This window comes from Jannaschia maritima (assembly GCF_030973515.1).
GTDB classification, from domain to species: Bacteria; Pseudomonadota; Alphaproteobacteria; order Rhodobacterales; family Rhodobacteraceae; genus Jannaschia; species Jannaschia maritima.
Genome location: NZ_JARGZA010000009.1, coordinates 144,978 through 171,595 on the forward strand (window position 1 = coordinate 144,978; position 26,618 = coordinate 171,595).

Genomic DNA, 26,618 nt, shown 5'->3' on the forward strand with positions numbered 1-26,618 from the left:
TCATGCGCCACCCGGTCATTTGCATATGAGGGTGTTCATCCCCCTCACTGGCGGCGAACAAACGAAATGCGACCGGCAAGGTCAAGGTGTAGGGATACAATTCACTCCCCGGTCGCACCGACCCTTCCGGGCCACCCGCGCGAGCTGCGATCCGTTACCGGGCGTCAGGACGAGCCGTCTTCGATCAGGTGCAGGAACCGGTCCGCCTGGAGGAAGTCCGCACGCTTCACTGCGACGCGGGCCGCCTCCTCCTCGTCCTCGCCCCACTGAGCGATCTGCCATTCCTCGTCGATGCGCGACAGGTTCCACACCTCCGCCGCCGGACGATGGCGATGCAGGACGGACAGTCCCAGCACCAAGCTTCCGGTCAGCGTCACGAACTCCGACAGGGCCGTCAGATGCCAGTCCGACAGGGCTTTCACATGCTCGCGCAGGGTGGCCAGGGCATTCGCCGGCTGCTGGACGGGCATGACGCCCGACGTGACCGCCAGCCGGGCGCCGAGGTCGGCGGCCGCCCAGTCCAGCATCGGATCCCACGCTTCCGCCTGCTTCGCGACCAGACGTTCCGGGGCTGCCGCGCGATAGCACAGGAGGTCCGTCCCACCATAGCCCGCCAGTTCCGCTGCGACGGCGTCGTGTTGGGGCCGGACCTTGTCGACCGCGCTGTTGGCGGCCCGCGTCAAAGGCATTGACAGGGGGTCGATGACCTCGCCCTGCGCGCGCCATTCGGCCGCGATGCCCTCCGCCAACGCAAGCGTCGGGACCGCCAGGACTATCTTCGACGGGGTGTGCACGGGGCGGCCGTCCAGACGAACCGCGAACGCATCGTCCCGACCCTCGACGGTGGCTTCCGTCCAGAACCGGCGGGCCTTCCACTCGGTCATCCCGCATCCTCCGCGAAGGGGTCCACGGGAACGTCGGCGGCGTCCCATCCCAGCATGTCCCAGGTCCGCGCCATGTGGTCCGGCAGGGGCGCGGTCAGATGCAGGCGCGCGCCGGTCACGGGGTGATCCATCGTCAGGCTGCGCGCGTGCAGGTGCAGCTTGCGGCTGACGTCTCCCCCCAGCATCGCGCCCCAACCGTTGCCCAGGTTCTCCTGGCCAGACCCGCCATACTTGCCGTCGCCGATGACCGGGTGCCCTATCTCCGCCATATGGGCGCGCAGCTGATGGGTCCGACCCGTCACAGGCACCAGCGCGACCCAGGCCGCCCGCGTCGCCAGTGCTTGGAGAACGGCATAATCCGTCGTCGCGTTCTTCGCGCCGGGCGTCGTCCGCACCGCGTCGGGAGCGACGGCGTGCATCTTCTCGGCGGATCCGCCCGCCTTCACCAGGCCATACCGGATCGTGCCCATGCGGGGGCTGGGCTGGCCTGCGACCACGGCCCAGTAGATCTTGCGCGTCTCCCGCTCGCGGAAGGCGTCCGCGATGGCCGCCGCGGTCGTCCGGTCACGCGCCAGCAGCAGGATGCCGGACGTGTCCCGGTCGAGGCGATGGACCAGACGCGGCGGCTCCGGCTTGTCCCACTGCAATGCGGAGGACAGCCCGTCGAGATGCCGCGTCTGACCGGACCCGCCCTGCACGGCGATGCCGGGCGGCTTGTTCAGCGCGATGAGATGGTCGTCCCGGTATAGGACGATGGACCGCATCATCGCGACGTCGTCGTTCGACGCCTTCAGAAGCTTGGGTCGAGTCGGCGCCTGCCCGTCCGGCAGGGGCGGGACCCGGACGGATTGACCCGGCTGCACGCGCGTGTTCGCCCGGGCGCGCCCACCATCGACGCGGATCTCGCCCTTCCGGCACAACTTCTCGATCGTGCCTTGGTTGACGTGCGGAAACCGACGGCGCAGCCAGCGGTCCAGCCGTTGATCCCCGTCGTCGGCGCCGACGGTGAGCGTCTGCACCCCGCTCATGCCGCCACTGCGCGGGCCAGCCAGACGCCGAGGGCCAGGGCAGCCAACGACAACGTCACCGACGCCCCGACATAGGAGGCGGCCAGCCCGCCCTGCCCCCGCTCCCACAGTGTCCACGCTTCGAGCGAGAAGGCGGAGAACGTCGTGAACCCGCCAAGGAGGCCCGTCAGGACGAAGGGCTGCCAGGATGCACCGCCGCGGGAGGCGAACCATGTCGCAAACGACCCCATCAGCAACGATCCCAGCACGTTCACCGTCAGGACACCCACGGGAAACGCCTGTCCGGGCCGCGTCAACGTCGCCCCGATGCCGAACCGCAGGGCGGACCCGATGGCCCCGCCTAGGGCGACCTGCATCATCGAGACGATCATGGCCCGTCCTGTCTTCCCGTGCCGCGTCGCTGTCAACCGCGCCGCTTCTCACGCTGCTGGACGAACCAGTCCAACCGGCGGCCCAGTTCGCGTTCGTATCCCCGGTCCACGGGGACATAGAAGACGGGACGGCGCATTCCGTCGGGGAAGTAGTTCTGCCCCGAGAATCCATCCGCCGCGTCATGGTCATAGGCGTATCCGAACCCGTAGCCTTGGTCCTTCATCATCTTGGTAGGGGCGTTCAGGATGTGCTTGGGCGGCGGCTCAGACCCGTGTTCCGCCGCCGCCTTCATCGCGGCCTTGTAGGCCGCATAGCCCGCGTTCGACTTCGGCGCCAGCGCGAGATAGAGGACGGCGTTCGCCAATGCCTGCTCCCCTTCCGGGCTGCCCAGCCGTTCGTACGTCTCCCACGCCTGGAGGCAGACCCCCTGCGCCTGCGGCTCGGCCAAACCGATGTCCTCCACCGCCATGCGGGTGATGCGCCGGGCGAGATAGCGCGGATCCTCCCCCCCCTTCAGCATCCGCGCGAGCCAGTACAATGCGGCGTCCGGATCGGACCCCCGGACCGCCTTGTGCAACGCCGAGATCAGGTTGTAGTGCGCGTCACCCGCTTTGTCGTACTGCGTGGCCCGCCGCTGCAGCCGCTTCGACAGCCCCCGCCGGTCGATGGGGATCGCGGCGTCCCAGCCCGCCACCTGCTCGATCAGGTTCAGCAAGGCGCGGCCGTCGCCGTCTGCCATGTCCTGCAAGGCGTCGCGTGCAGGTCCGTCCAGCGGAAGCTTGCGACCCAGCATCCGTTCCGCCCGCTGCATCAGCAGTTCGGTGTCGCGCGGCTTCAACCGATCCAGCACCAGGACCTGTGCGCGCGACATCAGGGCGGCGTTCAGTTCGAATGATGGATTCTCGGTCGTGGCGCCGACCAAGGTGATCGTGCCGTCTTCCATGTGGGGCAGGAAACCGTCCTGCTGCGCCTTGTTGAAGCGATGGATCTCGTCGACGAACAGCAACGTGCCTTGCCCGTCCTGACGGCGCAGGCGCGCCGCGTCGAACACCTTCCGCAGATCGGCGACCCCCGTGAAGATCGCCGAGATCTGCACGAACCGCAGTCCCGTCCTGTCCGCGAGCAAGCGGGCGATCGTCGTCTTGCCGACGCCCGGCGGCCCCCACAGGATCAGGCTGGGCAGATGGCCGTCCAGCATCGCGGTGAGCGCGCCGTCAGGCCCCAGGAGATGCGTCTGGCCGATCACCTCCTCCAATGTGGCCGGACGAAGACGCTCCGCCAGGGGAGCCCCCGATGAAGCGGATGCATCTTCCGTCGTTCGCGTCGCGGGGGTCATGTCGAACAGGTCGGCCATGACCCCAAGTTAGGCAGGAAAACCCTTTCTGGGAAGGGGTCCGAGGGGCCGCGTCAATGCATCTTCGTCTGCATCGAGATCGTGACGGCCACGGAGTCGGATCCGCCGATATCGCGGACGGGGCCGGCGGGGCGACAGTCCAGTCCAACGCGCCGCGCGAGACGCGGCCCGCTGGCGGGAATCAATCCGATCAGGCTGGTCGCACCCAGTTCGCGGGCGGACTGAACCATGGAACCGATCAATTGCAACTGCACCCGCGTGCGGTCACAGGCCGGAACGTCGTCGCAAACGAAGACCCGGCTGCTTTCCCATATGTGGGGGGCAATGGGCGCATTGCCGAACAGGATGTCGCGCGGAATGGTGTCCAGAAGGCCCAGCTGCGCGTCGCGGATCATATAGCTGTAGATCCCGCATCGATGCGTCGTCGGCGTCAGTCGGACGCCCGCCTTGATGCCGCCCAGATCGTCGTGGACCGCGACCCAACGGCTTGCGGGGGTGTCGTACTGATCGAACTCCATGCCGTCGGCGGCCGGCAGATCCCAATGGGCCTGCTCGATGAAGGTTCGGTGGCGTGCACGCAGCAGGTTGGCGAAGAGCCGGCCATGCGAATGTATGTTGTCGAAGGAAAGTGTCGTCGTCTGCAAGGCAAGTCCCTCCTATGCCCCTGGTCCCGTCCCAATGGCCGCTGCGTTCTCCCGATGTCGTTGAACAGTCAGGTCGTCAGAACAACCTGTACTCCCTCGCCATTCTCAACGCTTCGTCCGTCGTTTCCACGCCCAGCGTTTGCCGGGCCGACGAGAGGCGCCGCGTTAGCGCACCCTCGGTAATTCCCAATGCGGCCGCGGCACCGGGCTGGCTGTCGCCCAACGCCACCGCGCGCAACGCATCGACCATGGGTGCGCTCAGGTCGTCGGGGGGCCGGGTCACTGCATGAAGGTCGGCAGCCACGGCCTGGATCTCCGCGATCTCCGCGTCGGAGAACTCGCGGTCCGTCCGGGCTGCGCCGACGACGCTGCGGGAGGTGATCTTTCCGCAGGACACCACGACACCATAGGTCAGGCCATGTTCCTGCGCCTGCCGGAGGATGCCGAACGGGTCGGGAAGGGTGATCGCGCTCCACCGGATGGCGCCAGTCTGGGATATGCCCCAGAAGACCAGGGGATCGCGCAGGCCGAAGTTGTTGCTGCTGTATCGATCTTGCCAAGCCCGCGGATAGGTCGACCGAAAGAAGAGCGGCGCCGCGAAGCGGATATGCAGCCCGGCACTGAACCCCGAGGGGGCAAGCTGTTCCAGGCTCTGCATGTGACGGTGCATCAGACTTCGGCTCTCGGACATGACGTTTGGGGACCCCGTATGCGACGACGTGGTCCGGCTGCCCATCCGTTACACGACGAAGGTGGTTAACGAATCATGAACGCGTCAGGCGACGTAGCGGCAGGCTGATCGGACTGCCTCTACGTCGGAATTGCCATCCCGAAAGTCCAGAGGCGGGAAGGTCGCGCCCATCTCTTCGAACCAGAACGACGAAGCCCCGGCCGCATTGGCCGGGGCTCCACGGGCAAGGTCCGACACCGGACGTCACCCGTCGACGGCATCCTCGGCTTCCACCCTGGCGCGATCCGCCGCGCCCTTCGCGTCCACGTCGCGATCGACGAACTCGATGATCGCCATGGGCGCCATATCGCCATAACGGAATCCGGCTTTCAGCACGCGGACATAGCCACCGTTCCGGTCCGCATAACGCGGTCCGATCACGTCCATCAGCTTGGCAACGGCCGCATCGTCGTGCAGGCGGGACGCCAGCAGGCGGCGGGCATGCAGGTCGCCCCGCTTGGCCAGGGTCACCATCTTCTCTACGATGGGGCGCAGTTCCTTCGCCTTCGGAAGGGTCGTCTTGATCTGCTCGTGCTCCACCAGGCTGGCGGACATGTTCTTGAACAGCGACTTGCGATGTTCGTGGGTGCGGTTCAGGCGGCGATAGCCGCGGGCATGACGCATGGGTTTTCTCCGTCAGATTATGCTTTGTCCGGCGATCCTGCGTTGGGATCGCCTCCTTGTTGGGGCACCACGCCCGGTCTGCTCGACGTAGCAGGTCCGACGTTGCGCCGGACCCGTCGGGCCCCGGGGGGAGACCCGGGGCTCGATCAAAGGACGTCTCAGAAGTTGTCTTCGAACTTCTTCGCCAGATCCTCGATGTTCTCGGGCGGCCAATCGACGATGTCCATGCCTAGATGCAGGCCCATTCCGGACAGCACCTCCTTGATCTCGTTCAAGGACTTCCGGCCGAAGTTCGGGGTGCGCAGCATCTCGGCCTCGGTCTTCTGGATCAGGTCGCCGATGTAGACGATGTTGTCGTTCTTAAGGCAGTTCGCGGACCGCACCGACAGTTCCAGCTCGTCCACCTTCTTCAGCAGTAGCGGATTGAACTCCAGGTCATCGGCATCGTCACCGGACCGCGCCGCCTCGGGCTCGTCGAAGTTGACGAAGACCTGCAACTGGTCCTGCAGGATGCGCGCGGCATAGGCGACCGCATCGTCCGGCGTGACCGAGCCGTCGGTCTCGATCTTCATCGTCAGCTTGTCGTAGTCGAGTACCTGACCTTCGCGCGTTGGCGTCACCTCGTAGGATACGCGGCGGACGGGCGAATAGATTGCGTCGATCGGCACCAAACCGATGGGCGCGTCTTCGGGCTTGTTACGGTCGGCGGACACGTAACCTTTACCAGTCTCAACCGTCAGTTCCATATAGAGGTCGGCGCCGTCATCCAGGTGACAGATGACGTGGTCGCGATTCAGCACCTCGATGCCCGCGCTCTCGCTGATGTCGCCCGCGGTGACGACCATCGGTCCCTTGGCCTGTACGGTGACGCGCTTTGGTCCCTCGACCTCCATCTTGAGGCTGACGCCCTTCAGGTTCAGCACGATGTCGGTCACGTCCTCGCGGACGCCCGATACGCTGCTGAACTCGTGCAGGACGTTGTCGATCTGCACGCTCGTGATCGCCGCGCCCTGCAACGACGACAGCAGCACGCGACGCAGCGCGTTGCCCAGCGTCAGACCGAAACCGCGCTCCAACGGTTCGGCCGTGACGGTGGCCTGACGGGCGGGATTGTTTCCCGGCTTAACGTCGAGTTGCGCGGGCTTAATAAGCTCTTGCCAGTTCTTGTGGATCATGCCCAATCCCTCCATTCCCATCCGGCGGGGGCGTCTGCCGGAATCCCGAGGTTGAAACGGCACGTCGGGACCGCGCGACGCGGCCCCGGCGAATGCGGTGCGGTTCGAATGGTCCGCGCTCAGACGCGGCGGCGCTTCGGCGGGCGGACCCCGTTATGTGAGATCGGCGTAACGTCACGGATCGCCGTGATCTGCAGGCCCAGCGCCGCCAGGGCGCGCAAGGCAGATTCGCGACCCGAGCCGGGACCCTGAACCTCGACCTCCAGAGACTTCATCCCGTGCTCCTGCGCCTTGCGGCCCGCGTCCTCCGCCGCCATCTGGGCGGCATAGGGCGTCGACTTGCGCGACCCTTTGAACCCCATCGTGCCAGCAGACGACCAAGAGATCGCATTGCCCTGCACGTCGGAGATCAGGATCTTCGTATTGTTGAACGACGAGTTCACATGCGCCACGCCGGTGGCGATGTTCTTGCGTTCCTTGCGGCGGGGGGCCGCACGGCGAGTATCACGTGCCATGTCCTATGCCCTCCCTTACTTCTTCTTGCCGGCAATGGCCTTCGCGGGGCCCTTGCGCGTGCGTGCATTGGTATGTGTGCGTTGGCCCCGGACCGGCAGGTTCCGGCGATGGCGCAGACCACGGTAGCACCCCAAATCCATCAAGCGCTTGACGTTCATCTGCGTTTCGCGGCGCAGGTCGCCCTCGACCGTCAGGTTCGCGTCGATATACTCGCGCAGTTGCAGGACTTCCTGGTCGGACAGTTCGTTCACACGACGGCTCGGGTCGATGCCCACCGCCTCGCAAACCTGCTTGGCCGCGCTTTGCCCGATTCCGGTGATGTATGTCAGGGCAATCGGAACCCGCTTGCCCGTGGGGATGTTAACGCCAGCGATACGTGCCAAGTCGCGTTTCCTTCGTTCGTTGCGGATCCGTCGTTCCAGACCCTTTTTTCACAACCGCGACCGACCGCGCCGCCATGGCGGCAATCCGAACATCGGTGCGTATGGATGAACCCGTCCCCGGGTCAGGGGTCGGCACGTACTAGCCGACCCCGTCGCCGTCAAGACCAGCGAAAGGCTGTCAAGAACTTTTTGACCGGCGCGTCCTAGCTCCGCGCGGCCAGTGCCTCCGCGATGGCCCCGGCGACGGTCTCGATCTCGCCCAGGCCATCGACGCTCACTAGGTCGCCCTTGGCATAGTAGTAGCCCAACAGTGGCGACGTCTTCTTGTAGTATTCCATCAACCGGGTCGTCAGCGCATCGGCATTATCGTCGGCGCGGCGATTGAACGTTGCGCCGCCGCAATTCGTGCACCGCCCGTCCGCGGGAATGGGCTTGGTCTGATCGTTGTAGACTTCGCCGCAGTCGCCGCAGGTGGACCGGGCGACGATCCGCGCCACGAGCGCAGCATCATCGACCTGCATCTCGATGACGGCGTCGAGCATGGCGCCATTGGCCGCCAGCAGGTCGCCCAACGCGTCGGCCTGACCCAACGTACGAGGAAACCCGTCGAAGATGAAGCCGCCGCCACGCGACGTCTGCAATTGTTCCTCGATCAGTCCGATCACGATCTCGTCCGTGACCAGTTCGCCCGCATCCATGATCGCGGCGACACGGCGCCCCATCTCGGTGCCGGACGACCGGGCAGCACGCAGCATGTCCCCGGTGGACAACTGAACCATACCCCGATCCTCGACCAGCCGACGGGCCTGCGTGCCCTTGCCGGCACCGGGCGGTCCCAACAGAATGATGTTCATGATGTCCTCCCCCCGGATGCGCCTGCCCTACCGGCGTGCGCTTCCGGCCTTTCCCCGGCCCCGCTGCCCACGGCGTTTGCCGCGCAACTGTGACTTCTCGATCAGCCCCTCGTACTGGTGGGCCAGCAGATGCGATTGGACCTGCTGGATCGTGTCCATCCCGACGGATACGATGATCAGGATCGACGTGCCCCCGAAATAGGCCGTGATCGCCAGTTCGTTCCGCACGACCTCCGGGATCAGGCAGACCAAGGCGAGATAGCCGGACCCAAGGACCAAGACCCGGTTCACCACGTATTCGAGGTACTCCTCCGTCCGCTTGCCGGGACGGATGCCGGGGATGAAACCGTTCTGGTTCTTCAGGTTGTCGGCCACGTCCTCCGCCTTGAAGGACACGTTGTGCGTGTAGAAGTACGCGAAAAAGATGATCATGCCCGCGAAGAAAAGCAGGTACAGCGGCTGCCCAGGCCCGAAATAGGCCAGTACGGTGGCCATTATCGGACCCGTCTCCGCGCCGGAGAACGTGCTGATCGTGGTCGGCAGCAACAGCAGGCTGGACGCGAAGATCGCAGGAATGACGCCCGCCGGGTTCACCTTTACCGGCAGATGGCTGGACCCCCCGTCATAGACCTTCATCCCGACCTGTCGGCGCGGGTACTGGATGTGGATCTTGCGCAGGGACCGTTCCATGAACACGACGAAGACCAGCGTTCCCAGCAACATCAGCGTCACGCCGATGATGACTGGCGTGGTCAGCGCGCCCGTGCGCCCCGACTCGAAGAACTGCGCCAGGGCGGCGGGCAGCTCGGCCACGATGCCCACAAAGATAATCAGGCTGATCCCGTTGCCGATGCCCCGCGCGGTGATCTGCTCGCCCAACCACATCAGGAACATCGTTCCGCCCACCAGCGTCACGACGCAGGACACCCGGAAGAACCAGCCGGGATCGGCGACCAGGCCACCCGATTCCAGACTGACCGCCAGGCCGTAGGCCTGAAGCGTCGCCAGGGCCACGGTGCCGTAGCGCGTGTACTGGTTCAGCTTCTTGCGTCCCGGCTCGCCCTCCTTCTTCAGGGCCTCGAGTTGCGGGACCATCGCGGCCATCAGCTGCACGATGATCGACGCGCTGATATACGGCATGATGCCCAGGGCGAAGACGCCCATCCGTCCAATCGCGCCGCCCGTGAACATGTTCAGCACGCCCCCCAGACCGGCGGCCGCCTGGTCCATGAAGTCGCGCAGCGCCGTCGTGTCGATGCCGGGGACCGGGATGTACGTCCCGAAGCGGTAGATGATCAGGAGGCCGATGGTGAACAGGATGCGCTGGCGCAGCTCCTTCGCCTTGCCGAACGCCCCCCAGCTCATGTTCGAGGCCATTTGTTCCGCAGCGGATGCCATCGCGGCCTCCCAATGGTGTCGTTCAGGCGATCGTGCCAGTCGATCCGGTCCCCCCCGGGACGCACGGCACGGTGCCCGGACCGATGTAGGCGGTGGCGGAACGGGTCACAACCCGTACCGCCGGGCGGTCACTCCGCCCCGGGGGCGATCGCGACGGTCAAGCTGCCGCCGGCCGCGGATGCCGCGTCGATCGCCGACTGGGACGCGCCCGTCACGGTGATCGTGGCAGCGCCGGTCAGGGCGCCCTTGCCGAGGACTCGGACGCCGTCGAGCTTGCGACGGACCAGACCCGCGGCGACCATCGCATCCTCGGTCACGTTCGAGGCATCCAGCTTGCCCGCATCGATGAACTGCTGGATCTTGCCCAGGTTCACAACGGCATATGCCTTGCGGTTCGGCTTGTTGAAGCCACGCTTGGGCAGGCGCTGGTACAGCGGCATCTGACCGCCTTCGTACCCGTTGATCGCCACGCCGGAACGCGACTTCTGACCCTTGATGCCGCGGCCACCGGTCTTGCCCAGGCCCGAACCCGGACCGCGACCGACGCGCTTGGGCTTGTGGGTGGCGCCGGGGTTGTCGCGCAGTTCGTTGAGTTTCATCTCGCTTCTCCTGTTCGCCGGACGCGGTCCCCGAAGCGAATGGACCGGACGCGGCATGTGTTCTCGCGTGAAACGCCCGCCCCGTGAGGGCGGGCGTCGAATTCAGGGTCGCGGGGTCAGCCCCGCTCCTCCACAATCTCGACCAAGTGCGGGATCTTGCGGATCATTCCGCGGACGGAGGGCGTATCCTCCAACTCGCGGGTCTTGTGCATCTTGTTCAGACCCAGGCCGATCAACGTGGCGCGCTGCTCGGCGGGGCGGCGGATGGGAGAGCCAACCTGCTTTACGACGATAGTTGCCATGGATCAGGCCTCCTCTGCGACGGGGGCTTGTTCGCCGTCGATCTTAGGCGCGTCGTCCTTGCGCAGGATGTCGGCGACCTTCTTGCCACGGCGCTGCGCTACGTTGCGCGGCGACTGCGAGGCACGCAGGCCGTCCAGCGTGGCGCGGATCATGTTGTAGGGGTTCTGCGATCCCAGCGACTTAGCGACGACGTCCTTGATGCCCAGCATCTCGAACACGGCCCGCATCGGACCACCGGCGATGATGCCGGTGCCCTCGGGAGCGGTTCGCATGGTCACGCGACCCGCACCCCAGCGCCCGTTGATGTCGTGGTGCAACGTGCGGCCATCGCGCAGCGGAACGCGCATCATCTGGCGCTTGGCCTGCTCGGTGGCCTTGCGGATGGCCTCGGGCACTTCCTTGGCCTTGCCCTTGCCGAAACCAACGCGGCCCTTCTGGTCGCCCACGACGACCAGGGCCGCGAAGCCGAAGCGCTTGCCGCCCTTGACGGTCTTCGACACGCGGTTGATCGCGACGAGGCGATCGGCGAATTCCGGCGTCTCATCCCGATCGCGCCCGCGTCCGCGGCGGTTGTTGTCACGTTCTGCCATCCGGCATCTCCTGCTGTTCCGGGCCTACTGCCCGCTTCACCGGCCGCGATGCGCAGAATGCGCCCGGACCATCGAGGGGGCCGGTGCAGCCCCCTGCATCAGTCTTCGTCGGGGTATTCTAACCGAACGATCCGGCGGTTCAGTTCATAAATCCGTTCGATTGCACGCCGTGCGCATCGATCGACTCCATCACTGTCATCCGAAGCGCCCGCTGGTCACGCGCCATGTGGTCCAGTTCAGTTTCGACCGCCTCATTTCAGGCAAACAATGCATCCATGCGGCAATCCGAACGGGAAAAACCCTCATCAACCCGCTTATCGAGCTGATCGAACCGCTCCAGCACGGCCGCCTTGAACGCGTCGTCGTCCATCAGAACCTCAGACCACCCTCCCGCGCGGCGTCGGCCAGGGCCTTCACCTTGCCGTGGAACAGGAAGCCGCCGCGATCGAAATACACGTCCTCGACCCCCGCCGCTTTCGCGCGTTCCGCGATGGCGGCCCCGATCTTGGCCGCGGCCTCGACGTTGTTCTTGCCGATCAGGCCTAGGTCCTTCTCCAGCGAGGACGCGGACGCTAAGGTCCGACCCTGCGCGTCGTCGATGACCTGCACGCTGATGTTCTTATTGGAGCGGTGGACCGACAGGCGCGGGCGCCCGGCGGCCAGTTTCCGCAGCTTGCTCCGGACGCGCATGCGGCGCTTCTGGAACAGCTCTCGCTTGGAAAGTGCCATGATGTCCGGTCCTTACTTCTTCTTGCCTTCCTTGCGGAAGATGTACTCGTCCTTGTAACGGATGCCCTTGCCCTTGTAGGGTTCGGGCGCGCGCCACGCGCGGATCTCGGCAGCGACCTGGCCGACCTGCTGCTGATCGATCCCCTCGACGGTGATTTCGGTCGGCTTGGCCGCCGTGATCGTGATGCCTTCGGGGATGTCGTACTCGACGTCGTGGCTGTACCCCAGAGCCAGCTTCAAGGTCTTGCCCTGAACCTGCGCCCGGTAGCCGACGCCCTGGATCTCGAGGTCCTTCTTGAAGCCGATGGTCACGCCCTGGACCAGGTTTGCGACCTGGGTGCGGGACATGCCCCATTGCTGGCGCGCCCTCTTGGACTTGCCGCGCGGATCAACGCTGACGGCGTTGTCCGCGACCGACAGGCTGATGTCGTCGGCCGCGGTGAAGCTGCGGGTGCCCTTGGGACCCTTCACCTGGATTGTCTGGCCGCTGACGCTGGCCTCTACGCCCGAAGGGAGGTCCACGGGCCGTTTTCCGATACGAGACATGGAACCCTCCTCAGAATACGGTGCAGAGCACTTCGCCGCCGACGTTCTGCGAACGGGCGGAGGCGTCGGACATGACGCCGCGCGACGTGGACACGATGGATACGCCCAGGCCCTGGCGGACCGAAGGCACGGATGCGGCGCCCAAGTACACGCGGCGGCCGGGCTTCGAGATCCGCTTGAGTTCACGGATGACGGGCGCGCCTTCGTAGTACTTCAGGCTAATCTCGATCTCGGGATGGCCTCGATCGGAAGTGACCTGCTCGTATCCACGGATATAGCCTTCGTCGGCCATGACGTCCAAGACGCGCGCGCGCAGCTTCGATGCGGGGGGCCGGACGGTCGACTTGCCGCGCAGGGACGCGTTGCGGATGCGGGTCAGCATGTCGGCGATGGGATCGTTCATTGCGTGATCCTCCTTACCAGCTCGACTTGACCATGCCGGGGATCTGACCCTTCGAGGCCAGTTCGCGCAGCATGATCCGGCTGAGCTTCAACTTGCGATAGTAACCGCGCGGGCGACCGGTCAGCTGGCAGCGGTTGTTCAGACGGGTGGGCGACGAGTTACGGGGCAATTCGGCCAGTTTCAGGCGTGCCTTGAACCGATCCTCCATCGGCTTGGATTCATCGTTCGCGATTTCCTTCAGCGCCGCACGCTTCTCCGCGTACTGCTTGACCAGCCGCTCGCGCTTCTTCTGACGCTGGATCATGGATTCTTTAGCCATCTCTCTGACCCCTTAGCTGGTGAACGGCAGGTTGAAGTGGCCCAAGAGGGACCGCGCCTCGGCATCGGTCTTCGCCGTCGTGACGATCGCGATGTCCAGGCCCCAGTTCTCGTCGACCTTGTCGAAGTTGATCTCCGGGAAGACGATATGCTCCTTCAGACCCATGTTGTAGTTCCCACGCCCGTCGAACCCCGACGCCCTCACGCCACGGAAATCGCGGACGCGCGGCAGGGCGATGGTGACCAGGCGGTCCAGGAAGTCGTACATGCGATCGCCGCGCAGCGTGACCTTGGCGCCCAGGGGCATGCCCTCGCGGACGCGGAAGCCCGCAATGGACTTTTTGGCCTTCGTGACGACGGCCTGCTGGCCCGTAATCGCGGTCAGGTCGTCCTGTGCGCTCTTGGCCTTCTTGCTGTCCCGGACGGATTCCGCGCCGGCGCCGATGTTCAGCACGATCTTCTCGAGCCGCGGGATCTGAAGGTCGTTCTTGTAGGCGAACTCTTCCTTCATGGCCGGCTTGATGCGGTCCTGGAAGTCCGCCTTCAGACGCGGGATGTAGTTGGCTTGGTCGAGCATCAGATCACGTCCCCCGTGGTCTTGGCGAAGCGAACCTTCTTGCCGTCTTCCGAGCGGAAGCCGACACGGGTCGCCTTGCCGTTTGCGTCCTGGATGGCCAGGTTCGACAGGTCGATCGGCATCGCCTTGGGGATCCGTCCGCCCTGGCTGGCCTGGGACTGACGGGTGTGACGGATAGCCATGTTCACGCCGCCGACGACGGCCTTTCCGGCCTTGGGATCCACGGATTCGATCTCGCCCGTCTTGCCCTTGTCCTTGCCCGCCAGCACGACGACCGTGTCGCCCTTGCGCAGTTTCGCAGCCATCACAGCACCTCCGGCGCGAGCGAGATGATCTTCATGAAGTTCTTCGCGCGCAGTTCACGGACCACCGGCCCGAAGATGCGGGTGCCGACGGGTTCGTTGTTGTTGTTGAGGATGACGGCGGCGTTGCCATCGAAGCGGATCGCGGTGCCGTCGTCGCGGCGCACTTCCTTGGCGGTGCGCACGACCACGGCCTTGCGGACGTCGCCCTTCTTCACGCGTCCCCGCGGAATCGCTTCCTTGACCGACACCACGATGATGTCGCCGACGGAGGCGTACTTCCGCTTGGACCCGCCCAGGACCTTGATGCACTGAACGCGGCGTGCACCGCTGTTGTCAGCGACATCAAGGTTGGTCTGCATCTGGATCATTGGTTTCTCCCGACCTTTGGGGGGGCGATGCGGCCCGTGTCCCCAGGGTTTCGATTACGGCAACGCCCTCAGTGGGCGGCAGCCTCGTGGGCTGCGTGACGCTCAGCGTCGTCGACCTGTTGTTGCTTCGCGTCTTCCTGGCGCGTGCGTTCGTAGGCTTCGACCATCTCGGCGGTCATCACCTCCCAGCGCTTCGTCTTCGACTTGGGCGCGCATTCCTGGATGCGGACCGTGTCGCCCACCTTGAACGCGTCCGTCTCGTCGTGGGCGCGGTACTTCTTGGACTTCCGCACCGTCTTCTGCAGCAGCGGGTGCTTGAAGCGGCGCTCGACCGACACGGTTACGGTCTGGGCGTTCTGATCGGACGTCACGACGCCCTGGAGAATACGCTTGGGCATGGTCTACGCCTCCGCTTCGGGCGCAGTGCGCGCCTTTTCGTTCAGAACAGTCATCACACGCGCCGTCTCGCGGCGGACCTGGCGCATGCGCGCCGTGTTCTCCAACTGATTGGTGGCCTGCTGGAAGCGGAGGTTGAACCCCTCCTTCTTCAGGGCCGTCAGCTGCGTGCGCAACTCGTCCGGGGTCTTGCCCCGCAGTTCCTTGGCATCCATCGCCATTCTCCTGTCAACATCACCGGCAGGCCCCGTGAGGGTGACCCGCGATCCCGGTGGAGAGGTTAGAGCGCGGCCATTAGACGAAGGCCCGGCGTGGCGCAATGGGCCGCGGGAACTTTTAGTGCCCTACCCCCACTGATAGTTGAAGCTGACGCTGATGCGGTCGTCGTCGGTCATGTTCGTCGGCGCTTCTCGCCGCAGCCAGGAATCCGTCAGGAAGACGTCGCCCGCGTGGGGGCGGACGAAGGTGGGTGCGGGCTCGCGAGCGTTTCGCGATCAAGCTGTCAGGTCGTGCGGCGTTCGTTTATCGAAGCTGGCACCAATAGATAAACGATGACCGCCGAGATCGCGATAATGATTGCGATCATCTCGCCCAATTCTTCGACGGTTGTGCGCAACATCCGAACCCAATTTGACGGGTCGATCATGTCAGGGTTCATCTGGGGATCGGGAATGAAGAATTTCGCCTCGATAGTTTCCATGCCGAGCGCAGCCAGGATGAACACGCACGCGGCGAGGATTAACCGGTTCCGAACCGCAGCCGGCAAGCGATACGCGAACGGCGCTAGCACTATCATGGATCCACAGACCGCAAGCACTCCGTAGACTTGCCAATGGAAAATCCCCAGCGGGGCGCCGCCGACAATACGGCTGCCGATAGCGCCGCCGAACGTCTCGTGCAACATAGCGGTTTCATCGACCGATATGTAAACTGCGATAAGTGCGACGATGACCCAACCCAGCCGTAGGTTCTTCATATCCTGCCGCCTAGCCGCAAAAAGCGAGAGGATCGCCATCAGCAGCCAGCAACTGGATGAAAACCAGGTGGGCAGGTTCGCTTCCCCGCCAAGGTCGAAAAGGACGAGGACGACACGACATGCTGCGGTCGTGCATTCGCTGAGCATCAACTGCGAGACAAAGAAGCAAGCCGTCAGGGAAAGCGCGAAGACGAAGAGCGCATTGGGAGGACGCTGCCAAATCGCTACCGACAACGAGAACGTACCGTGACCAATCATTACAACACACAACAAACTACTCAAAAAGTATCTATAGGACGGCGCAGAGTCAGGTATCAACGCAGACGAACCCGTTTGGTTAATCCCTATCCCCACCGATAGTTGAAGCTGACGCTGATACGGTCGTCGTCGGTCATGTTCATCGGCACTTCGTGGCGCAGCCAGCCTTCCCATAGCAGGACGTCGCCCACGGCGGGGCGGGCCGTATGGAACGTGCGGCGGTCGGCGGGCGCGTCGGGCGTCCGGCCGGGCGCGGCCATCATGAACGGCAGGCGCGGATCCTCGAACCGGATCGCCCCGGCGCCGTCGGGCAAGGCGACGTAGGTCGTTCCGCTGACGACGGCGTGGGGGTGCAGGTGGCCGGTGTGGATGCCGCCGGGGGGCAGGACGTTGATCCAGATGTCGTCCAGGGCGAGGTCGCGCCCGTCGAGGTCGAAGGCGGCGTCGGCGGCGAAGGCCGAGACGTGCCGGTCCAGGTTGCGGCGCAGCGCGTCGAAGATGGGGAAGCGCCACGGCAGGTCCGTGAGCGAGGCATAGGAGGTGTAGCCCGGAAAGTCGTTCCGGTCGCACCATTCCTGCCCGGCTTCGTCGTCTTCGGCGATCGAGATGCAGGATGCGCGAAGTTCGCCCGCATCGACCTTCGGATCGTGGTCGGACAGCAAGGCCCGGTAGAGACGCGTCACGAAGAGGGATGATAGATCGGCCATGCGCCCCCCTACCCCGGCTGCGGGCCGTACGTAAGCGCCGGCGGACGGAGCCACCGACCCGGCGATGCTATGCCCGGCGCTGCAGGCCCAGAAAGCCGGAACGCCCCCAGGAGCAGCAGACCGGCTGCCGGCAGCGGGACCACGGGCGGCAGGTCGTCCCCGTCGAAATAGGTCAGGCTGGCGGACAGGGCTATGTCGTAATCGCCTTCGGAATAACCGAAGTTCGGGCCCGATCCTGCGAAGCCTTGCGAACCGAGGGAGGCGACGTTCAACGCCTGCAGGCCGGGCAGCGAGAGGCCGGATGGCGCCACGAAGGTCAGGTCCAGCGATCCGGTCCAATCGTAGGGTTCCGCCAGACCTGGATCGAAGCCGGTGTCAGAACTGAGCGGCCCGAACCCCCGGAAGCCGCCGGAGACGGTCAGCGTCACCTCCAGGACTGCGCCGTTGGACAGGGCCGGATCGTCGGCATACGGGGCGAGGGCGGCGCCGATCTGCCCCGTGGCGAAGTAATCTGCGAAGAAGCTGTCGGAGGCCGTGTCGCCGCTTGTTACCTCGACGACGGCCGCCTGGGCGGGGGCGGTCAGCAGTAGGGTCGCGGCGGCTAGAATCACTGTTCGGGTCATTGGCTTTCTCCTGAGAAGGCATGCTGAATCAGGCGAACTTACGTGACGAGATTCTGTCTGTGGACCGATGCGCGTCCCGGTCCATCGGCGCATCGCCCTGCGGCGCCACGAAAAAGGGGCGCCCGAAGGCGCCCCTTTTTCGGTCGGATGCCGACGGATCAGGCCGTCGTATGCCAGTCCTCGCGCATGACGGTGCGGGTCTTCACCGGCAGCTTCATGGCGGCCAGGCGCAGGGCCTCGCGCGCGACAGGCTCCGGCACGCCGTCCAGCTCGAACATGACGCGGCCGGGCTTGACCTTGCAGGCCCAGAAGTCGACCGAACCCTTGCCCTTGCCCATGCGCACCTCGACGGGCTTCGACGTGACGGGCACGTCGGGGAAGATCCGGATCCAGACCCGGCCCTGACGCTTCATGTGGCGCGTCATGGCCCGGCGGGCGGCTTCGATCTGGCGGGCGGTCACGCGCTCCGGCTCGACGGCCTTCAGACCGAACGTGCCGAAGTTCAACGTGGCGCCGCCCTTGGCCTCGCCGCTGATGCGGCCCTTGTGTTGCTTGCGGAACTTGGTCCGTTTCGGTTGCAGCATATCCTACCCCTCCCGATCAGTTGCGGCGGTCGCGGCGTCCGCCGCCCGCGCCACGGGGTGCCGGCCCGTCCTGCAGCTCCTGGGCCTTGCGGTCCCGGGCCTGCGGATCGTGCTCCATGATCTCGCCCTTGAAGATCCAGACCTTGATCCCGATGATCCCATAGGGCGTTACGGCCTCGATCCCGGCATAGTCGATGTCGGCGCGCAGCGTGTGCAGCGGCACGCGACCCTCGCGGTACCATTCGGTGCGCGCGATCTCGGCCCCGCCCAGGCGACCCGCCAGGTTCACGCGGATGCCCAGGGCGCCCATGCGCATGGCGTTCTGGACCGACCGCTTCATCGCACGACGGAAGGACACACGGCGTTCCAGCTGCTGCGCGATGCTTTCGCCGACCAGCGCGGCATCGAGCTCGGGCTTGCGGACCTCGACGATGTTGAGGTGCAGCTCGCTGTCGGTCAACGCCGCCAGCTTCCTGCGCAGCGTCTCGATGTCGGCGCCCTTCTTGCCGATGATGACACCCGGCCGCGCCGTGTGGATCGTCACGCGGCACTTGCGGTGCGGACGTTCGATGATGATGCGGCTGATGCCGGCCTGCTTGCATTCCCGCTCGATGAACTCACGAATCTTCAGATCCTCCAGCAGGAGGTTCCCGTATTCCTTCGTATCGGCGTACCAGCGGCTGTCCCAGGTGCGGTTGACCTGCAGGCGCATCCCGATCGGATTGACCTTGTTGCCCATCAGGCTTGCTCCTCGACTTGGCGGACCTTGATCGTCAGCTCGGCGAACGGCTTGGTGATCCGACCGAAGCGACCGCGCGCCCGGGGGCGTCCACGCTTCATGGTCAGGTTCTTGCCGACCCAGGCTTCCGCGACGATCAGATCGTCGACGTCCAGGTTGTGGTTGTTCTCGGCGTTGGCGATGGCCGATTGGAGGCACTTGCGCACGTCCTCCGAGATCCGCTTCTTGGAGAAGGTCAGCTCGCTCAACGCGCGCTCGACCTTCTTTCCGCGGATCATGGCGGCGAGCAGGTTCAGCTTCTGCGGGCTGGTCTTCAGCATCCGCAGCTTGGCCATGGCCTCGTTGTCGGCCACGCGGCGGGGGTTCTTGTCCTTGCTCATTTGCGCTTCGCCTTCTTGTCGGCCGCATGCCCGTAATAGGTGCGGGTGGGCGAGTATTCCCCGAACTTCTGGCCGATCATGTCCTCGGTCACGTTGACGGGCACGTGCTTCTGCCCGTTGTACACGCCGAAGGTCAGGCCGACGAACTGCGGCAGGATGGTGGAGCGACGCGACCAGATCTTGATGACGTCGTTGCGGGTCGATTCCTGAGCCTTCTCCGCCTTCTTGAGGACGTAGGCGTCGACGAACGGACCCTTCCAGACTGAACGTGTCATGTATCAGCGCCCCTTGCGCTTGGCATGGCGCGTGCGAAGGATCAGCCTCGACGACGCCTTGTTCTTGTTGCGGGTCCGCTTGCCCTTCGTGGGGACGCCCCACGGGGTGACGGGGTTCCGGCCACCGGAGGTGCGGCCTTCGCCGCCGCCATGCGGGTGGTCGATCGGGTTCATCACGACGCCGCGAACGGATGGGCGCTTGCCCATGTGGCGCGAGCGGCCGGCCTTGCCGAGGTTCTGGTTCGAGTTGTCGGGGTTGCTGACCGCCCCCACCGTGGCCATGCATTCTTGGCGCACGAGGCGCAACTCGCCCGAGGACAGGCGCAGCTGGGCATAGCCGCCGTCGCGCCCGACGAATTGGGCATAGGTTCCGGCCGCGCGCGCGATCTGGCCGCCCTTGCCGGGCTTGAGCTCGACGTTGTGGACGATGGTGCCGATGGGCATGCCCTGGAACGGCATCGCGTTGCCCGGCTTGATGTCCGCGCGCTCGGACGCGACGACCTGGTCGCCGATGGCCAGGCGCTGCGGCGCAAGGATGTAGGACCGTTCGCCGTCCTCGTAGCGGACGAGGGCGATGAAAGCCGTGCGGTTGGGATCGTATTCGATCCGCTCGACGACGGCGGAGGAATCGCGGCGCGTGCGTTTGAAGTCCACGATCCGATAGAGCCGCTTGGCCCCACCCCCGCGACGACGCATCGTGATCCGTCCGGTGTTGTTGCGGCCCGCCTTCTTGGTCAACCCTTCCGTGAGGGTCTTGACCGGGCGGCCCTTGAACAGCTCCGAACGGTCGATCAGCACCAGCCCGCGCTGGCCCGGCGTCGTCGGCTTGTACGACTTGAGTGCCATGTTGACTGTCTTCCGTTGGCTATGTGGCGGAGGGCTGGCCCCCGCGAAGGTGAAGGGCCCCGTAGGTCCCCGGTTGGTGCCGCATTCGCCAGACGACGAAGCCCCGGACGGGGTCCGGGGCGCGCTGCGGATGGGGGCGTGTAGGGGGGTTGCGGGACGGGGTCAAGCGGGGTGGGGGTGGTGCGGCACCGGAGGGGCGGTCGTTCCCCGGGGCCCGCCCGACGCCGTCAGTTCCCCAGCCGCCCCCGCAGGACGCGCATGCGGGGGAGGAGGTCGGCGGCCACGGTGGCGGGGGCGCCGAGGAACGTGGTGCGGGCCACGGCGACGGCGGCGATCTCGGATCCGGTGTCGGTGATCCGCAGCACGGGCGAGCCGCTGTCGCCCGACACGACGGCGCAGGACAAGGTGGCGGCCCCTTCGGTTCGGCGCACGACGGGACAGGTCTGGCGGCGCGTCTCGCCCCGCCCGGGATGGGACAGCGTTTCGAGCACCAGAACCTCGCCGGCGCGAGGGGGCGGGCCGACGGTATGGCGGATCGGGCCCGCGCCCATGGGGCGGGCCAGGCGGCCGAGGGCCAGGTCGCGCCCGGCCTTGGCGTGGCGGTCGGACGTCTTGGCATAGTCGGGGTCGTGGACGATGCGCCGCAGCGGGATGGGGTCGAGGCCGCCGCCGGGGTGATAGAACGGACCGCCGCGGCCGTCGTGGACGCAATGCGCCGCCGTCACGATCAGGTCGGAGCCGATGGCGGTGGCCCCGCAGCCCTGGATGCCGTCCCGCGACCCCAGCCGCCCGGACTGCGCGTGCGCCTGGACCGCCAGCAGGATCGCGAGGCAGGTCGGGAGGATGGGCGGCGTCCGCATCGCGCGCCCCCCTAGCCCCGCCGCATCCGACGCAGCCATTGCGCGCCGTCGCGCAGGATTGGCGCCCGGTCGAACCAGCGCATCGCCTGGATGTCGGTCCGCGACGCCCGCTGCACCGCCAGGGGGTCGGGGGTTACCCGCGTGGTCAGGTCCGGATGGGCCGCGCGGAACCAGCTGAACGCGCCGTCCACGTGCATCGGCCCGCCGTCCGGATGGCCCGGCGTCCGCCCGCGCATCGCGTCGAGATAGGCGAAGGCCCGACCCGCGGCGACCGGTGTCCACCCCATCACGTGCGTGCCCCGGATCGGATCGTCGGGCGCCCACGTCGTCAGCGGTCCCGCCGCCCCCTGCCCCGCCCGACCCAGGCCGTCCGGACCCGGATGGCCATAGAAGACGTCCCACCCGCCGCGGGACAGACCGTCGACGATGCCGTCCAACCGCGCTTCGGCGTCGGGGGCGAAGTCGGCGTCGTCCTCCAGCACGAGGACGGGGCCGGATGCGGCGCGGGCCTGCGCCAGGATGCCCAGATGGCTGTGGAAGCAGCCCCGCGCGCCGATCGAGCCGAACCCCCCCGGCGCGTCGGGCCGGTTCGCGGCGACCAGCTCGACCGCGGGGTGGTCGAAGTCCAGGCCCACCCGGCGCAATTGGACCGCGACCTCGTGCCGGCGGTCGGTGCGCTCGGGCAGGTTGATGACGTGGACGCGACGGAACACGGACAGCAGACGGTCGCGCAGCGCCGCCCGGTCCGGGCGCGTCGGGTCGGGTCGCATCGGGGGTCACTCCACTCGGTCCGGCTGCGGGGGACAGAACCGCGTCGCGGGGGCCGGTGCAAGGGCCGCGGGGGCATCGCGGTGAACGCGGACGGCCGGCCCCGGGGGGCCGGCCGCGTCGTCGGGTCGGGACGGGCCTTACAGGCCGGTCGTCACGTCGATGGTGTTGCCTTCCTCCAGCGTGACGTAAGCCTTCTTGACGTCGCGCCGCTTGCCGGGACGGCCCCGGAACCGCTTGACCTTGCCCTTGGCGATGGCGGTGTTGACCGCCTTGACCTTCACGCCGAACAGTTCCTCGACCGCGGCCTTGATCTGCGGCTTGGCGGCGTCCATCGCCACCTCGAAGACGACGGCGTTGGCCTCCGAGGCCATGGTCGCCTTCTCGGTGATGATGGGCTTTCGGATCACGTCGTAGGTGTTCATGCCAGCCGTGCCTCCAGGGCTTCGACGCCGGCCTTGGTGATGACCAGGGTGTCGCGCTTCAGGATGTCGTAGACGTTGGCGCCCTGGCTGGGCAGCACGTCCACGTGGTCGAGGTTGCGGGCCGCCTGGGCGAACCCCTCGTTCACGTCCGCGCCGTCGATGACCAGCGTGCGCTTCCAACCCAGGTTCGCGACCTGCTTGGCCAGGGCGGCGGTCTTGCCGTCCACGGCGGCCGCGTCCAGGATCACCAAGTCGCCGTCGCGGGCCTTGGCGGACAGCGCCATCAGCAGGCCCAGGCGACGCACCTTCTTGGGCAGGTCGTGGGCGTGGCTGCGGGGCGTGGGGCCCTTGTAGACGCCGCCCTTGCGGAAGATCGGCGCCTTGCGGGAGCCGTGGCGCGCACCGCCGGAGCCCTTCTGCCGGACGATCTTCTTGGTCGAATAGCTGACCTCGGACCGGGTCTTGACCTTGTGGGTCCCCTGCTGGGCCCTGTTGCGCTGCCAGCGGACGACGCGATGCAGGATGTCGGCGCGCGGTTCGACGTCGAACAGGGCGTCCGACAGGTCGATGTCGCCGGCCGTCCCGCCGTCGAGCGTGATGACGTCGCGTTTCATGCGTCACCTTCCTTCTTCGGGGCGTCGGAGTTGTCGGTGTCGGACTTCTCCTCGGCGATTTCGGCTTCGGCCTCGGCCAACGCGGCCTCCTGGGCGGCGGCCTCCTCCGCGGCCTTGGCCTCGGCCTCGGCGGCGGCGGCGGCCTCCTCGGCCAGGCGCTGGGCCTCGCGCTTGGCGGATGCCAGCGCCGCGGGCAGGATCACGTTCTCGGGCGTGGGCTTCTTCACGGCGTCCTTGACCGTGACCCAGCCACCCTTCGATCCGGGCACGGCGCCCTTGACCATAATGAGGCCGCGGTCGGTGTCGGTCCGAACGACCTGCAGGTTCTGCGTGGTCACCCGGGCGGCGCCCATGTGGCCGGCCATCTTCTTGCCCTTGAACACCTTGCCGGGGTCCTGGCACTGGCCGGTCGAGCCGTGCGAGCGGTGGCTGATCGACACGCCGTGCGACGCGCGCAGGCCGCCGAAGTTGTGGCGCTTCATGGCGCCCGCGAAGCCCTTGCCGATCGACGTGCCGGACACGTCGACGAACTGGCCCTCGAAGTAGTGGTCGGCGATGATCTCCTCGCCGACCTCGATCATGTTGTCGGGATCGACGCGGAACTCGACGATCCGGCGCTTGGGCTCGACGCCCGCAGCCGAGAACACGCCGCGCATCGCCTTCGACGTGCGCTTGGCCTTGGCCGTTCCGGTGCCGAGCTGGACGGCGCTGTAGCCGTGCTTGTCTGCCGTGCGCTGGCCCACGACCTGCAGGCCGTCGAGTTGCAGCACGGTGACCGGAACCTGGCGCCCGTCCTCCTGGAACAGACGCGTCATGCCCACCTTGCGGGCGATCACTCCTGAACGAAGCATGTGACCCCCCTTAGACTTTAATCTCGACGTCCACGCCAGCGGCGAGGTCGAGCTTCATCAGCGCGTCCACGGTCTGCGGCGTGGGATCGACGATGTCGAGCAGACGCTTGTGGGTGCGGATCTCCCACTGGTCGCGGGACTTCTTGTCGATATGCGGACCGCGCAGCACGGTGAACCGTTCGATCTTGTTCGGCAGCGGGATGGGGCCGCGCACCTGCGCGCCCGTCCGCTTGGCTGTGGCGACGATTTCCTGCGTGCTGGAATCCAGGACGCGGTAATCGAACGCCTTCAGCCGGATGCGGATATTTTGGCTTTTCATCGGCACTTCGCTCGATTGCACGGGGGGCGGCCCATCCGGCCATCCGACCCGTCGTTCGGTTCGAGAGGAGGAGGGCGGCGCATCCGCACCCCTCGTCGGAACCTCCGGCATGGGCCGTGCGGCCACCCGGGATGCGCGCGCCTACACCCCATGGGCTCGTGCCGCAAGGCTATCGGGGCAGTTTTCCGACGCGCCCGGTCCATCACGGCCGACCGCGCAGACGTGAGATGACAACGTGTCGCCCGATTGGCCATAACGGCGGGGAACGGACACAGCCGCGAGGGGACGAGACCATGGACGAACGCAGGACCACCGCCGTGTCGCGGCGGCAGCTGATGGCCGGCAGCGCGGCGTTGGCGTTGGCACCCGCCGCGGCGGCAGCGCAGGAACGCGTCACGAGCGCGACCGGCAAGACGTTCGAGCAATACGTCCCGGCGACCTCCGACTTCCCGTTCGAGGTCACGATGTCGGAGGAGCAGTGGCGGGCGGATCTGGGCGACGACGCCTACAAGATCATGCGCGAAGCCGACACCGAGTGGCCGAAGACGACCGATCTGTGGCGCGAGGCGGTGGATGGGGAGTACCGCTGCCGCGGCTGCGACCTGCCGGTGTACGACGGCGCGTGGTTCGTTCCGCTGGACAAGGGGTGGGTCTTCTTCGAGCATTCGATCCCGAACGCGATCATGTTGGGAATCGACGGACCCGTCCGACAGTACGGACAGGTGCGGATGGCCGACGATCGACTGGCCCTGATCGAGATCCATTGCCGCCGCTGCGGATGTCATCTGGGGCATCACCTGGACGTGGACGGCCAGAACCTGCACTGCATCAACGGGACGGCGCTGGAGATCGGTCAACGGGGCTGATGCTGGTGTCACGTATCTTTGTGGAACGGTAACGCGCGCCGCAAGTTGGCTTTACACGGAGCAGCTTTCCGGGGTTAAGGTCAACACGGCTTCGGTCGAGCGAACGCAACCTCCGGTTGGCCGAACCTGACAACGTCTTAGGAGAGACATACGATGAACCGCACTATTGCCACCGCCATCACCGCCGCCTCGATCGCCTTCGGTGGTGCCGCCTTCGCCGACGCCCACCTGCAGGAAGGCTTCAGCATGCTGGAGGCCTCCATCATGAACGACATCGAGCGCATGGGCATCGACCCGATGGTCCTGAACGACCTGCGCCTGTCCGAGATCGCCGCGATCAAGTCGATCATCGACTCCGACGAGAACGACAGCACGAAGATGCAGCAAGTCGAAGCCATCATCGAGAACAGCGGCAGCTGATCCATCCGGATCGGACCGAGTTTCGGAAGGGTCGCCCCGCGGGGCGGCCCTTCTTCGTTCAAAGGCTTAGGCACGTCGCGCGGATGGCGGAGCGGATCGATCCTGGGTCGTCGGGGCGGTACTCCTGCCTAAGATGGCTCGAACTTGACGAAGGCCCCTCGCAGAAGTCCTCCTGTCCTGATCGGTCGTCGTACCAAGGCATGGCCACCTTGTCGTTCGGGTACGCTCGTGTGCCCCATTCGCGCATCACCGATGTCGCTGCCGCGAGGGGGCGCATATGCGGGTCGTTCAGGTGCGCGAGACGCGCGGCCGCGGCGGCGGGGTCGTTCAGGAGGGTGTCGGGCATGGCATCGCGGCGGGGTCGGCCGTTCTCCGGGCGTTTTCGCTGCGGTGCGGCGGAAAGGTCGGCGGCGTCGGTGGGACCGGGGGTGGCCAGGTGGTCAGTATGACCGCGAGCGGGGGTTCGGGGCAAGTCGGGCGTCGGGCTGCGAAGATAGGGGTTCGGGGGGTTCGGTTCGTGGTCCGGTGGCGTGGAGGGGATGCGCCGGACGCGGAGGGCGGGTGTCTGCCGCGCGTCTGCTCCGCGTCTGCGATGCGTCGGACAGGGTTGCGGGTCGTGGGGGATCACGGGGGTGGGCGATGCGCCGGGGCGGCCCGCGCGTGGGCCGGGGATGTGTGCCGTCGCGGCCCGCCTCCCCCGAACGTGCGAAGGCCCCCGTGCGGGGGGCCTTCGTTGCGATGTCGTGTGGGGCGCCTGGAATGGCTGCCGTGTGGTCCGGCCGCTCTCGCGGTCGTCGCCTTCGGCGAGACCGCTGCCGCGGCCGGGCCACCGGCATTCGTCGCCCCGCAGGGACGGACCGCCTCCCCCCTCTCGCGCATCCCTGCGGGATACGCTGCCGGGGTTCGCGCATCCGCCCCGGTGGGGCGGCTGCGCTTACTCAATGATCTTCGACACGACCCCGGCGCCGACGGTGCGGCCGCCTTCGCGGATGGCGAAGCGCAGGCCGTCCT

At 66.5% G+C, this 26,618-nt stretch carries 42 protein-coding genes and 1 pseudogene; 2 read left to right on the plus strand and 41 right to left on the minus strand.

All coding sequences use genetic code 11. The annotated features are described in order from the left end of the window. Window positions 1-164 precede the first annotated feature (164 nt). The 39 genes and pseudogenes from P0084_RS10735 to rpsJ form a co-directional block, all read right to left on the minus strand. A complete protein-coding gene (locus P0084_RS10735) occupies window positions 165-884 on the minus strand; it encodes an ATP12 family chaperone protein (RefSeq protein ID WP_308916844.1) in 720 nt (239 codons plus the stop codon). Then, complete coding sequence (locus P0084_RS10740; RefSeq protein ID WP_308916845.1) at window positions 881-1,912, minus strand: RluA family pseudouridine synthase; 1,032 nt, start codon at window positions 1,910-1,912, stop codon at window positions 881-883. The genes P0084_RS10735 and P0084_RS10740 overlap by 4 nt, the downstream gene beginning before the upstream one ends. Then, window positions 1,909-2,283 carry a fluoride efflux transporter CrcB gene (gene crcB, locus P0084_RS10745; RefSeq protein WP_308916846.1) on the minus strand — a complete coding sequence of 125 codons (375 nt, stop codon included), beginning with the start codon at window positions 2,281-2,283 and terminating at the stop codon, window positions 1,909-1,911. The genes P0084_RS10740 and crcB overlap by 4 nt, the downstream gene beginning before the upstream one ends. Before the next feature lie 32 nt (window positions 2,284-2,315). After that, the gene (locus P0084_RS10750) at window positions 2,316-3,638 is read right to left on the minus strand and encodes a replication-associated recombination protein A (RefSeq protein ID WP_308916847.1); all 1,323 of its coding nucleotides are present in this window, start codon (window positions 3,636-3,638) and stop codon (window positions 2,316-2,318) included. 53 nt (window positions 3,639-3,691) lie between these two features. Continuing rightward, a complete protein-coding gene (locus P0084_RS10755; RefSeq protein WP_308916848.1) occupies window positions 3,692-4,282 on the minus strand; it encodes an acyl-homoserine-lactone synthase in 591 nt (196 codons plus the stop codon). A 76-nt stretch (window positions 4,283-4,358) separates the two neighbouring features. After that, window positions 4,359-4,940, minus strand: coding sequence for an autoinducer binding domain-containing protein (locus P0084_RS10760; RefSeq protein ID WP_308916849.1), 582 nt, complete (start codon window positions 4,938-4,940; stop codon window positions 4,359-4,361). A 276-nt stretch (window positions 4,941-5,216) separates the two neighbouring features. After that, the gene (rplQ, locus tag P0084_RS10765) at window positions 5,217-5,636 is read right to left on the minus strand and encodes a 50S ribosomal protein L17 (RefSeq protein WP_308916850.1); all 420 of its coding nucleotides are present in this window, start codon (window positions 5,634-5,636) and stop codon (window positions 5,217-5,219) included. Between the two features lie 158 nt (window positions 5,637-5,794). Beyond that, window positions 5,795-6,811: a DNA-directed RNA polymerase subunit alpha gene (locus P0084_RS10770; RefSeq protein ID WP_308916851.1), complete on the minus strand. Its 1,017-nt coding sequence runs from the start codon at window positions 6,809-6,811 to the stop codon at window positions 5,795-5,797. Window positions 6,812-6,930: 119 nt separating this feature from the next. Continuing rightward, complete coding sequence (gene rpsK / locus P0084_RS10775; RefSeq protein WP_308916852.1) at window positions 6,931-7,326, minus strand: 30S ribosomal protein S11; 396 nt, start codon at window positions 7,324-7,326, stop codon at window positions 6,931-6,933. 15 nt (window positions 7,327-7,341) lie between these two features. Beyond that, entirely contained in the window at window positions 7,342-7,710 is a 369-nt protein-coding gene (gene rpsM, locus P0084_RS10780) for a 30S ribosomal protein S13 (protein WP_308916853.1), read from the minus strand. 203 nt (window positions 7,711-7,913) lie between these two features. Further along, window positions 7,914-8,564: an adenylate kinase gene (locus tag P0084_RS10785; protein ID WP_308916854.1), complete on the minus strand. Its 651-nt coding sequence runs from the start codon at window positions 8,562-8,564 to the stop codon at window positions 7,914-7,916. 27 nt (window positions 8,565-8,591) lie between these two features. Continuing rightward, window positions 8,592-9,962 (minus strand): preprotein translocase subunit SecY, encoded by a 1,371-nt coding sequence (secY, locus tag P0084_RS10790; RefSeq protein ID WP_308916855.1) that lies wholly within the window; start codon window positions 9,960-9,962, stop codon window positions 8,592-8,594. A gap of 128 nt (window positions 9,963-10,090) precedes the next feature. Further along, window positions 10,091-10,561: a 50S ribosomal protein L15 gene (rplO, locus tag P0084_RS10795; protein WP_308916856.1), complete on the minus strand. Its 471-nt coding sequence runs from the start codon at window positions 10,559-10,561 to the stop codon at window positions 10,091-10,093. Between the two features lie 116 nt (window positions 10,562-10,677). Beyond that, window positions 10,678-10,863 (minus strand): 50S ribosomal protein L30, encoded by a 186-nt coding sequence (gene rpmD, locus P0084_RS10800; RefSeq protein ID WP_308916857.1) that lies wholly within the window; start codon window positions 10,861-10,863, stop codon window positions 10,678-10,680. Between the two features lie 3 nt (window positions 10,864-10,866). Beyond that, window positions 10,867-11,454, minus strand: a complete 588-nt coding sequence (gene rpsE, locus P0084_RS10805; RefSeq protein WP_308916858.1) for a 30S ribosomal protein S5 — start codon at window positions 11,452-11,454, stop codon at window positions 10,867-10,869. 369 nt (window positions 11,455-11,823) lie between these two features. Then, window positions 11,824-12,183, minus strand: a complete 360-nt coding sequence (rplR, locus tag P0084_RS10810) for a 50S ribosomal protein L18 (protein ID WP_308916859.1) — start codon at window positions 12,181-12,183, stop codon at window positions 11,824-11,826. 12 nt (window positions 12,184-12,195) lie between these two features. Further along, window positions 12,196-12,729, minus strand: coding sequence for a 50S ribosomal protein L6 (gene rplF / locus P0084_RS10815; RefSeq protein ID WP_308916860.1), 534 nt, complete (start codon window positions 12,727-12,729; stop codon window positions 12,196-12,198). Window positions 12,730-12,739: 10 nt separating this feature from the next. Then, entirely contained in the window at window positions 12,740-13,132 is a 393-nt protein-coding gene (gene rpsH, locus P0084_RS10820; protein ID WP_308916861.1) for a 30S ribosomal protein S8, read from the minus strand. A gap of 13 nt (window positions 13,133-13,145) precedes the next feature. Continuing rightward, window positions 13,146-13,451 (minus strand): 30S ribosomal protein S14, encoded by a 306-nt coding sequence (gene rpsN, locus P0084_RS10825; RefSeq protein WP_308916862.1) that lies wholly within the window; start codon window positions 13,449-13,451, stop codon window positions 13,146-13,148. Between the two features lie 12 nt (window positions 13,452-13,463). Then, the gene (rplE, locus tag P0084_RS10830) at window positions 13,464-14,027 is read right to left on the minus strand and encodes a 50S ribosomal protein L5 (RefSeq protein WP_308916863.1); all 564 of its coding nucleotides are present in this window, start codon (window positions 14,025-14,027) and stop codon (window positions 13,464-13,466) included. Then, window positions 14,027-14,332 (minus strand): 50S ribosomal protein L24, encoded by a 306-nt coding sequence (gene rplX, locus P0084_RS10835; protein WP_308916864.1) that lies wholly within the window; start codon window positions 14,330-14,332, stop codon window positions 14,027-14,029. The genes rplE and rplX overlap by 1 nt, the downstream gene beginning before the upstream one ends. Further along, window positions 14,332-14,700, minus strand: a complete 369-nt coding sequence (rplN, locus tag P0084_RS10840; RefSeq protein WP_308916865.1) for a 50S ribosomal protein L14 — start codon at window positions 14,698-14,700, stop codon at window positions 14,332-14,334. Before rplN ends, rplX begins: the two co-directional genes overlap by 1 nt. Window positions 14,701-14,768: 68 nt before the next feature. Further along, the gene (rpsQ, locus tag P0084_RS10845; protein ID WP_308916866.1) at window positions 14,769-15,098 is read right to left on the minus strand and encodes a 30S ribosomal protein S17; all 330 of its coding nucleotides are present in this window, start codon (window positions 15,096-15,098) and stop codon (window positions 14,769-14,771) included. A 3-nt stretch (window positions 15,099-15,101) separates the two neighbouring features. Beyond that, the gene (gene rpmC / locus P0084_RS10850) at window positions 15,102-15,311 is read right to left on the minus strand and encodes a 50S ribosomal protein L29 (protein ID WP_308916867.1); all 210 of its coding nucleotides are present in this window, start codon (window positions 15,309-15,311) and stop codon (window positions 15,102-15,104) included. Window positions 15,312-15,440: 129 nt separating this feature from the next. Next, window positions 15,441-15,560 (minus strand): annotated as a pseudogene (locus tag P0084_RS10855) (putative 2OG-Fe(II) oxygenase); the annotation flags it as partial. 38 nt (window positions 15,561-15,598) lie between these two features. After that, a complete protein-coding gene (locus tag P0084_RS10860; RefSeq protein ID WP_308916868.1) occupies window positions 15,599-16,354 on the minus strand; it encodes a hypothetical protein in 756 nt (251 codons plus the stop codon). A 62-nt stretch (window positions 16,355-16,416) separates the two neighbouring features. After that, window positions 16,417-17,037 carry a TIGR02466 family protein gene (locus P0084_RS10865; protein WP_308916869.1) on the minus strand — a complete coding sequence of 207 codons (621 nt, stop codon included), beginning with the start codon at window positions 17,035-17,037 and terminating at the stop codon, window positions 16,417-16,419. A gap of 8 nt (window positions 17,038-17,045) precedes the next feature. After that, window positions 17,046-17,660: a hypothetical protein gene (locus P0084_RS10870; protein ID WP_308916870.1), complete on the minus strand. Its 615-nt coding sequence runs from the start codon at window positions 17,658-17,660 to the stop codon at window positions 17,046-17,048. A gap of 158 nt (window positions 17,661-17,818) precedes the next feature. Further along, on the minus strand, window positions 17,819-18,244 hold the full coding sequence (gene rplP, locus P0084_RS10875) for a 50S ribosomal protein L16 (RefSeq protein WP_308916871.1): 426 nt from the start codon (window positions 18,242-18,244) through the stop codon (window positions 17,819-17,821). Window positions 18,245-18,260: 16 nt separating this feature from the next. Beyond that, window positions 18,261-18,983 (minus strand): 30S ribosomal protein S3, encoded by a 723-nt coding sequence (rpsC, locus tag P0084_RS10880; RefSeq protein WP_308916872.1) that lies wholly within the window; start codon window positions 18,981-18,983, stop codon window positions 18,261-18,263. Beyond that, window positions 18,983-19,363, minus strand: a complete 381-nt coding sequence (gene rplV / locus P0084_RS10885) for a 50S ribosomal protein L22 (protein WP_308916873.1) — start codon at window positions 19,361-19,363, stop codon at window positions 18,983-18,985. Before rplV ends, rpsC begins: the two co-directional genes overlap by 1 nt. Continuing rightward, window positions 19,360-19,638, minus strand: a complete 279-nt coding sequence (gene rpsS / locus P0084_RS10890) for a 30S ribosomal protein S19 (RefSeq protein WP_308916874.1) — start codon at window positions 19,636-19,638, stop codon at window positions 19,360-19,362. Before rpsS ends, rplV begins: the two co-directional genes overlap by 4 nt. Before the next feature lie 3 nt (window positions 19,639-19,641). Further along, window positions 19,642-20,484 (minus strand): 50S ribosomal protein L2, encoded by an 843-nt coding sequence (rplB, locus tag P0084_RS10895; RefSeq protein ID WP_308916875.1) that lies wholly within the window; start codon window positions 20,482-20,484, stop codon window positions 19,642-19,644. A gap of 227 nt (window positions 20,485-20,711) precedes the next feature. Further along, the gene (locus tag P0084_RS10900) at window positions 20,712-21,344 is read right to left on the minus strand and encodes a trypsin-like serine peptidase (RefSeq protein ID WP_308916876.1); all 633 of its coding nucleotides are present in this window, start codon (window positions 21,342-21,344) and stop codon (window positions 20,712-20,714) included. Between the two features lie 11 nt (window positions 21,345-21,355). Next, on the minus strand, window positions 21,356-22,114 hold the full coding sequence (locus P0084_RS10905) for a glycosyltransferase family 25 protein (protein ID WP_308916877.1): 759 nt from the start codon (window positions 22,112-22,114) through the stop codon (window positions 21,356-21,358). A gap of 138 nt (window positions 22,115-22,252) precedes the next feature. Beyond that, window positions 22,253-22,537: a 50S ribosomal protein L23 gene (locus P0084_RS10910; RefSeq protein WP_308916878.1), complete on the minus strand. Its 285-nt coding sequence runs from the start codon at window positions 22,535-22,537 to the stop codon at window positions 22,253-22,255. After that, window positions 22,534-23,151: a 50S ribosomal protein L4 gene (gene rplD, locus P0084_RS10915; protein ID WP_308916879.1), complete on the minus strand. Its 618-nt coding sequence runs from the start codon at window positions 23,149-23,151 to the stop codon at window positions 22,534-22,536. The genes P0084_RS10910 and rplD overlap by 4 nt, the downstream gene beginning before the upstream one ends. Continuing rightward, the gene (gene rplC, locus P0084_RS10920; RefSeq protein WP_308916880.1) at window positions 23,148-24,002 is read right to left on the minus strand and encodes a 50S ribosomal protein L3; all 855 of its coding nucleotides are present in this window, start codon (window positions 24,000-24,002) and stop codon (window positions 23,148-23,150) included. The genes rplD and rplC overlap by 4 nt, the downstream gene beginning before the upstream one ends. 10 nt (window positions 24,003-24,012) lie before the next feature. Beyond that, complete coding sequence (gene rpsJ / locus P0084_RS10925) at window positions 24,013-24,321, minus strand: 30S ribosomal protein S10 (RefSeq protein WP_308916881.1); 309 nt, start codon at window positions 24,319-24,321, stop codon at window positions 24,013-24,015. 293 nt (window positions 24,322-24,614) lie between these two features. Here rpsJ and P0084_RS10930 point away from each other — a divergent pair, with 293 nt between their 5' ends. Beyond that, window positions 24,615-25,187: a peptide-methionine (R)-S-oxide reductase gene (locus tag P0084_RS10930; protein ID WP_308916882.1), complete on the plus strand. Its 573-nt coding sequence runs from the start codon at window positions 24,615-24,617 to the stop codon at window positions 25,185-25,187. A 153-nt stretch (window positions 25,188-25,340) separates the two neighbouring features. Next, a complete protein-coding gene (locus P0084_RS10935) occupies window positions 25,341-25,607 on the plus strand; it encodes a hypothetical protein (protein WP_308916883.1) in 267 nt (88 codons plus the stop codon). 58 nt (window positions 25,608-25,665) lie between these two features. Here the strand turns inward: P0084_RS10935 and P0084_RS10940 are convergent, their stop codons facing one another. Then, on the minus strand, window positions 25,666-25,953 hold the full coding sequence (locus tag P0084_RS10940; protein ID WP_308916884.1) for a hypothetical protein: 288 nt from the start codon (window positions 25,951-25,953) through the stop codon (window positions 25,666-25,668). Between the two features lie 588 nt (window positions 25,954-26,541). After that, the coding region (locus P0084_RS10945) for an EF-Tu C-terminal domain-related protein (protein ID WP_219435318.1) at window positions 26,542-26,618 on the minus strand (77 nt) is incomplete at its 5' end.